Genomic DNA, 7,372 nt, shown 5'->3' with positions numbered 1-7,372 from the left:
GGGCTGCGAAGCGGCCCCAACACAGCCACCGCGTTCTTTCAGGTAAAACGAGTTGGCCGGATTAGGGCTGCTTCGCAGCCCAGCGCGGGGCAAGCCCGCTCACCACAAAAAGCCCGCTCACTACAGCAAGCCCGCCCATCACAACAAGCCTGCCCACCACAGCAAGCCTGCCCACCACAGATTCAGGCGGAGGGCAGTTTGAGGTGGCGGGCGTACCACGGTCGTCTTGGCACGCGCTTGAACAGGCCCTGTAATAGGTTTTCGTCTTCACCGAAGGTAATGCGCAGCGCGAGCTTCATGGTCTCCGGGTCCATCTCCATCGACCGGCCCATCTGCAGGCCCGGCGTGGTGCTGCAGCCATGGGTGTCCGGGCCGAGCCAAGGGTCGCCGACTTCCACCCAGCGGCCCGGTGCGAACCAGGCTACGCCGTTGACCTCCATGCGCCTGACTTCGCCTGGATTGAAGCGTTCATGGGCGCGGAACCAGTCTTCGATACGGTCATCGATCCAGCCGTGGAAGTGCCAGAACACCGGGTTGACGTGCGAGGAAAACGGGTCGCCGAGGAAGTCGTTTTCCGCCGCGTACCAGCGCGGGGCGAAGTCGGAGGGGTCGCGGGCGAAGGGCACGGGCGCGCCGTTCGACGGGTCGCGCGGCACTGAGGCCCAGCGCATGTGCAGCCAGTCGTGCAGGCCCAGTTCCATCTCGGAGCCCAACTGCCCCAGGGTGAATTTGGCCAGGTAGCGCGGGTCGCGGTATTGGGACTCCCAGACCTGGAAGTTGCTGTGGTAGGTCTCGGCGCTCTTGATGTCGCTGACCCACTGGGTGTAGTCGCCGTCGTCCGGCGCCGACCAGGTCGGTGGCAGCGCGAAGCCATCGTGGTTGTCGAAATAGCGCAGAAAGGCCAGGCGATCACGCTCCAGGACCGGTTGCGGCTCGGGGAACTGCGGCCATGAGGGCAGTTCCTGCATTGAGCGCGCGGTGCCGAGCATGTGCCGGTGCATGAAGAAGAAGTCGATCCCCGAGCCGTTACGGTCCTTGCGCCTGCCCCGTGCGTCGCGCTCCTGGCCACGCGGGCCGGGCTGCCAGCCGATGCCGCGCAGGGCGTCGCGTTTTTCTTCGGAGAGTTTGTGCCACTGGTCACGACTGGCGTGCCACAGCTGGTGGAACAGGCGGTGTTCGGGGGAAATCAGCCAGGCCAGCAAGGTCGGGTTGAGGCCGATACGCTGGCGGGCTTCGGGGAACCACTGTTTATGGGCGATGAAACGGTTGTCGCGCTCAACGAGCGCCAACGGGCGGTCGAGGTCGAGGATCTGCCCGCTGAGGGTGCCACTGCCGGCGTTGCCGAAGTCGGCCCAGACTTCGTCGAGGGTCATCTTGAATTCATAGGCCGGCGTGCCATCGGCCGAGTCCCGGTCGATCAACCGCCAGTACAGCACGGCGCTCTCCCCGGTCAGCAGATCACCGAGCACGCGGTAACGCGGTTCGCCTTCGGCGCGCAGGTTGGCGGCGGTGTCCAGGTAGCCGCGCAGGCCACGCCCACGGGGGGCGATGTCGAGCAACAGCGCCAGGCCTTGCAACGGCAGGCCCTTGAGGCCGGCATCGCGGCCTTCCAGGCGCAGGTCCCAGACCCCGCGCAGCGTGTTCGCCAGGTGCTGGCCGGCGGTGTCGGCCAGGTCCACGGTGGCTTCGCCGGGGGTGATGGGGAATTCTTCTTCGCGCGTCAACTCGCGATGGGCATAGAAGGCTGCCGGCACAGCGGCGCCTGTCAGTGCCAGGCCTGCGATGAACCCACGTCGAGAGATGGTCATTGTCTACCTTAGGAAACGGCTTTATCAGAGCTAGAACGTTTGCACGCCGGGGAAATTTACCGCCGCGCCCTGCCCGCCTAAATTTCCCCGCCCATCACTCGTTCTTCCCTGATAGCGAAGGCCTCAACTGACTGAGATGGCAATGACAAAACCACGTTCGAAAAAGGCGCTGTATATCGGCTTGCCGCTGGCACTGGCCATCGGTGCCGGGGCCGGTTTCCTGGTCTGGGATCACTGGTTCAAGGGCAATGCCGGTTACCCGCTGGAGGTGATCAAGCAGGCCAATGAAATGCAGGATCGGCTGCTGTCGTTCGACAGCCACATCACCGTGCCGGTGGATTTCGGCACCGCCGGCAACGAGGCCGACAAGGACGGTGAGGGCCAGTTCGACCTGGCCAAGGCGGCACGCGGGCGCCTGTCCGGTGCAGCCCTGACGATTTTCGGCTGGCCGGAAATCTGGAACGGCCCCAACGCGCCGCACAAGCCCACCGACGGTTTTGTCGAAGCCGCGCGCCACGAACAGGAAGTGCGCTACACGATTATCAGCGGCATGGTGCGCGACTACCCCAACCAAGTCGGCATCGCCTACACCCCGGATGATTTCCGGCGCCTGCATGGCGAGGGCAAATTCGCGATTTTCATCAGCATGCTCAACGCCTACCCGCTGGGCAACGACCTGAACCAGTTGGACCTGTGGGCGGCACGCGGCATGCGCATGTTCGGCTTCAGCTATGTGGGCAATAACGCCTGGTCGGACTCGTCGCGCCCGCTGCCGTTTTTCAATGACTCCACCGACGCCCTCGACGGTTTGTCGGAGATCGGCAAGCAAGCGGTGCACCGCCTCAATGACCTGGGGGTCATCATCGATGTGTCGCAGATGTCGACCAAAGCCCTGGAGCAAGTGGCGCAATTGAGTCGTACGCCGATGGTGGCGTCGCACTCGGCACCGCGCGCGGCAGTGGATATCCCGCGCAACCTGAGCGACAAAGAGCTGCAACTGATCAAGCACAGCGGTGGCGTGGTACAGATCGTGGGGTTCTCCGCCTACCTGCGCCCACTGAGCCAGCCGACCCAAGACAAGCTCAACGCCCTGCGCGCCCGCTTTGACCTGCCCCCCCTGCCCAACCTGGCCATGGCGCTGATGCCGGGCGACGCAATCATCGCCGCCTGGCCCGAACACAAGTTCGGCGAGTACGCCAGCGCGCTGTACGCCATCCTCGATGAGGAACCCAAGGCCACCCTCAAGGACCTGGGGGATGCCATCGACTACACCGTGCGCAAGATCGGCATCGACCATGTCGGCCTGGCGTCGGACTTCAATGACGGCGGCGGCGTCGAGGGCTGGAACAACGTCGGCGAAATACGCAACGTCACCGCCGAACTGATCCAGCGCGGCTACTCCGAAGCCGACATCGCCAAGCTGTGGGGAGGCAACTTCCTGCGGGTGTGGGACCAGGTACAAAAAGCCGCCAAGCCCTTGGCCAACCGCTAATCATCTAGAAGCCCGTCCATGACCGACCGCCGTACGTTCCTCAAACAGGCTGGTGTATTTGCCGCCAGCCTGCCACTGGGCGCCGCCCTGCTCCCGCAGGCCGTCGCCGCCAACGCAACCGATGCCCCATGGACGGGGCTCAAGCAACTGTTCAACCAGGACCCGGACTACCTGCACTTTTCCAATTTCCTGGTGGCTACGCACCCCAAGCCGGTGCGCGAGGCCATTGAGCGTTACCGCGCACAGATCGACCGCAACCCAGGGCTGGCCATGGACTGGGACCTGCAGGAAGCCTGGAAGCGCGAAGGCCAGGTGCGCGAGTGGGCCGGCCGCTACCTGAAGGCCGCACCGGCGCAGATCGCCCTCACCAGCAGCACCTCCGAAGGGCTGGCGATGATTTATGGCGGGATCAAGGTACGGCCGGACCAGGAGATCCTCACCACCGTCCACGAACACTATGCCACCGAGTACAGCCTGGACTTTCGCGTGCGCAAGGAGCAGACCCAGGTTCGCAAGATTCACCTGTTCGACAACGCCAACCGCGTGTCCGTCGACGAGGTACTGGGCAACATCCAGCGCAATATCCGCCCCAACACCCGCGTACTCGGCATGACCTGGGTGCAGTCCGGCAGCGGCGTGAAACTGCCCATCGGCGAAATCGGCAAACTGGTGGAAGAACACAACCGCAACCGTGACGACAAGGACCGCCTCCTCTACGTGGTCGACGGCGTGCATGGTTTCGGCGTGGAAAACCTCGATTTCCCGGACATGCACTGCGACTTCTTCATCGCCGGCACCCACAAGTGGATGTTCGGCCCACGCGGCACCGGACTGGTGTGCGCCCGCGACCCGCAAAACAACTACGTGATTCCCATGGTGCCGACCTTCTCCGAAGACAAAGACTTCGCCACCAGCATGACCCCAGGCGGCTACCACGCCTTTGAGCATCGCTGGGCAGCGGACGAGGCCTTCAAGCTGCACTTGCAGCTGGGCAAGGCGCAGGTGCAGGCGCGCATCCATGCGCTGAACACCGAACTGAAAGAGCAACTGCTGACACACCCGCAGATCGAACTGGTGACCCCGCACAGCCCCGAACTGTCGGCCGGTTTTACCTTTTTCAGGGTCAAGGGCCAGGACAGTGACGCCGTAGCCGCCTACATGATGAAAAACCGTGTGGTGATTGACGCGGTAGACCGTGATGTCGGCCCGGTGATCCGCACCGCGCCTGGCCTGCTTAACTCTTCCGCAGAAATCCAGCGCTTCATGACGTTGCTGGGCCAGCGGGTGTAACGCACACTTTTCCACGTTGAATGAGAGGACTCCATGAACAAACCCCTCACGGCATTGGCACTCACCGCCCTGTGCGGTGCCTTGCTGCCAAGCCTGGCCCAGGCCGCCGCGCCACAACCCGGCAAAGTGTTCAAGGACTGCAAGGACTGCCCGGAAATGGTGGTGCTGCCCGCCGGCACCTTCACCATGGGCACGCCAGAGGATGAAGTCGGCCGCGAGCCGGATGAAGGCCCGATGCACGACGTGACCTTCGCCAAGCCGTTCGCCATGAGCCGCTTCCACATCACCGCCGGCGAATGGGACAGCTACATCCGCCAGACCGGAGTGAAGATCGCCGACGGTGACACCCGCCCCGGCCGCGAATGCATCGCCAGCAAGCCGCGCTACCCCCAGGGCCCGCGCCAGCCGGCAGTGTGCATGGACATGGAGGACATCAAGCAGTACGTGGCCTGGCTGTCGAAAAAAACCGGCCAGCAGTACCACATGGTCAGCGAAGCCCAACGTGAATACGCTGCCCGCGCCGGTTCTACCGGACCGTTCCCCTTCCCGTTCGATGAGGGCAAGGGCTACAGCATCGCCAAGCACGCCAACACCTATGGCCCGGCCGATGGGTACAGCTACTCGTCGCCGGTCGGCAGCTACCCGCCGAATGCATTTGGCATGTACGACATGCATGGCAACGTCTACGAACGGGTGGCCGACTGCGAGCACGCCAACTACATCGGCGCGCCTACCGACGGCAGTGCGTGGATGGAGCCGAACTGCGAGGGCTACATGATTCGCGGCAATGACTGGGGAGAAGCGCCAGTGTTCTCGCGCTCCGGCAACCGCAACAACATCTACCCGCAGACGCGGGGGGATTGGATTGGGTTTCGGGTGGTGCGCGACCTGTAATAACGCAGGAGATCAAATGTGGGAAGGGGTTTGCCCCCGATGGGGGTGTATCAGTACCTGACCTACCGCCATCGGCGGCATAAGTATCTACACAACGCTGTAGCAACCACGGTAACCACGATGCGAAGCGAGTCGCTCTTGATCTTGATCTCGCTTTTGATCTCAGGCGCCCCGTCAAACACGCTGGCCGGAATTCGACAGGGATTTGGGGGGTAAACCGGCAGGGATGCCGGTTTAGCCGCCCCGCGCCATGGATGGCGCGTGGCGGCGGCCCCCCAAATACCTGTCGGATTACGGGCACACCGAGCGTGAGCGAGGTGCCGAGTGTTGGGGCAAGAGCGTTTTGCTTACTTTTGCGCTCTTCAAAAGTGAGCCGCTGTAAAAGCGGAACCCATAGTGGCCGTTACCTAACTAACGGATATGTACCCTGTCTGATCCAACATCCAGGTCAGCCGTCAGGCCGCCACGGGAGCAAGCTCCCTCGCCACAGGTTCAGCGCCATACCCAGAATTGTTTAGATACCGATGCCTCGATGGCGCTGAATCAGTCACCTGATGAATCGACTGACACACCGCCATCGGGGGCAAGCCCCCTCCCACATTTGCATCGCGGTCTAACCGTTAGATGGCGCTCGGCTGTCAGGCCGCCGGCGGGAGCAAGCTCCCTCGCCACAGGTCCAGCGCTATACCCAGGGTGGTGTAGATACCGATGCCCCGATGGCGCTGAATCAGTCACCTGATGAATCGACTGACACACCGCTATCGGGGGCAAGCCCCCTCCCACATTTGGATCGCGGTCTAACCGTTAGATGGCGCTCGGCTGTCAGGCCGCCAGCGGGAGCAAGCCCCCTCCCACATTTTTAACTGTGCCCGCTTTAGAGCCCCTTCCGCGCCAACAACGCCAACCCTTCATGCAGCGCCGGAAACAGGCTGTTGTTGAAGTTGTTCCAGCGCAGTTCGAGGATGGTGTCCTCCGGCGAGATCTCGGTCTTGAGCACGTCATGGAACACTTCGCCCGAGTCGATGCCGTTGTCCACGTAGTGGAACGACGCGCCCGTGAGGTACAGCGGCTCCGATGGCGTCGTGGCCTTGGTCGCCCAATCGGTGACCGTCAGCCCACGCGCACCGTACAGGGCGTTCCAGGTCGCGTAGGCGCCACGGCGCTCGTAGGGCGATTCGATGCGGGTAATGCCCGGGTGAATGTTCATGATGCGGCGGGCAAACGGTGCACCGGGACGCACCAGCTCGTCGAGGATCACCAGCAGGCCGTCCAGCACCACGATATCCGCCTTCAGTTCCACCAGCGTGTCGTGCAGGCGGCGTTCGAAGTCCTGCTTGCCGGCGATGTGTTCCGCGCTGCCCCGTGGCAGGCGGCGATAGGTGGACGGCACGCTCAACAGCAAGTCATTGACCAGACGCCCCTGCACCCGCAAGTCGGCCGGGTACAGCCACTGACGACCCGGCGTGTAGGCAAAACCGTAGTCGCTGACCAATTGCTGGTCACGCGGGTTCTGCTCGTCATCGTCATACACCACCCCCACCAGGTTGTAGGCCTCGCCCAGCGGCGTGTCGTTCAGCGCCCCCGCCAGGGATTCCAGCACCGACATCATGTAGCGCTCGTGGTCTTTGTAGGCCACCGGCTGCCCGGCCTTGTCGGCAGCGGCATTGCGCAGGGACCACACATACACCAGGTTCTTTTTCGTCATTGTTTCGCTCTCACTGGATAGATCAGGCACGCGCCGATACGCGTGCGCCTACACCACAAGAACGAACCAGGCCCCGCCCAATTTATCCATCGCGGCCACCGCCGGGCACGCCGAGCTAAATAGTCGCGCCGACACTTCGTTTGTCATGGGTAAGGGTCTGTGTGCCCAGCCCCCTCTTTTTCA

Annotated in this window: 5 protein-coding genes; 3 read left to right on the top strand and 2 right to left on the bottom strand. The window is 63.2% G+C overall.

The annotated features are described in order from the left end of the window. Window positions 1-182 precede the first annotated feature (182 nt). The gene (locus tag ACI512_RS15565) at window positions 183-1,808 is read right to left on the bottom strand and encodes a PvdJ/PvdD/PvdP-like protein (protein WP_236380537.1); all 1,626 of its coding nucleotides are present in this window, start codon (window positions 1,806-1,808) and stop codon (window positions 183-185) included. A gap of 142 nt (window positions 1,809-1,950) precedes the next feature. Between ACI512_RS15565 and pvdM the strand changes: the two genes are divergently transcribed. From pvdM to ACI512_RS15550, 3 genes are read left to right on the top strand one after another with little or no spacing between them, the layout of a single operon-like run. After that, window positions 1,951-3,300 (top strand): pyoverdine-tailoring dipeptidase-like protein PvdM, encoded by a 1,350-nt coding sequence (gene pvdM / locus ACI512_RS15560; RefSeq protein ID WP_405121867.1) that lies wholly within the window; start codon window positions 1,951-1,953, stop codon window positions 3,298-3,300. An 18-nt stretch (window positions 3,301-3,318) separates the two neighbouring features. Next, window positions 3,319-4,590: an aminotransferase class V-fold PLP-dependent enzyme gene (locus ACI512_RS15555; protein ID WP_236383875.1), complete on the top strand. Its 1,272-nt coding sequence runs from the start codon at window positions 3,319-3,321 to the stop codon at window positions 4,588-4,590. A gap of 33 nt (window positions 4,591-4,623) precedes the next feature. Next, window positions 4,624-5,484 (top strand): formylglycine-generating enzyme family protein, encoded by an 861-nt coding sequence (locus ACI512_RS15550; protein ID WP_046036819.1) that lies wholly within the window; start codon window positions 4,624-4,626, stop codon window positions 5,482-5,484. An 874-nt stretch (window positions 5,485-6,358) separates the two neighbouring features. Here ACI512_RS15550 and ACI512_RS15545 read toward each other — a convergent pair. After that, window positions 6,359-7,189, bottom strand: a complete 831-nt coding sequence (locus ACI512_RS15545) for a N(5)-hydroxyornithine transformylase PvdF (protein ID WP_231807729.1) — start codon at window positions 7,187-7,189, stop codon at window positions 6,359-6,361. Between the last annotated feature and the right edge of the window lie 183 nt (window positions 7,190-7,372).

The organism is Pseudomonas petroselini (assembly GCF_045037875.1).
In the GTDB taxonomy this organism is placed as follows: Bacteria; Pseudomonadota; Gammaproteobacteria; order Pseudomonadales; family Pseudomonadaceae; genus Aquipseudomonas; species Aquipseudomonas petroselini.
The sequence above is the reverse complement of the archived record's forward strand: the minus strand, read 5'-3'. Positions and strand labels throughout refer to the sequence as shown.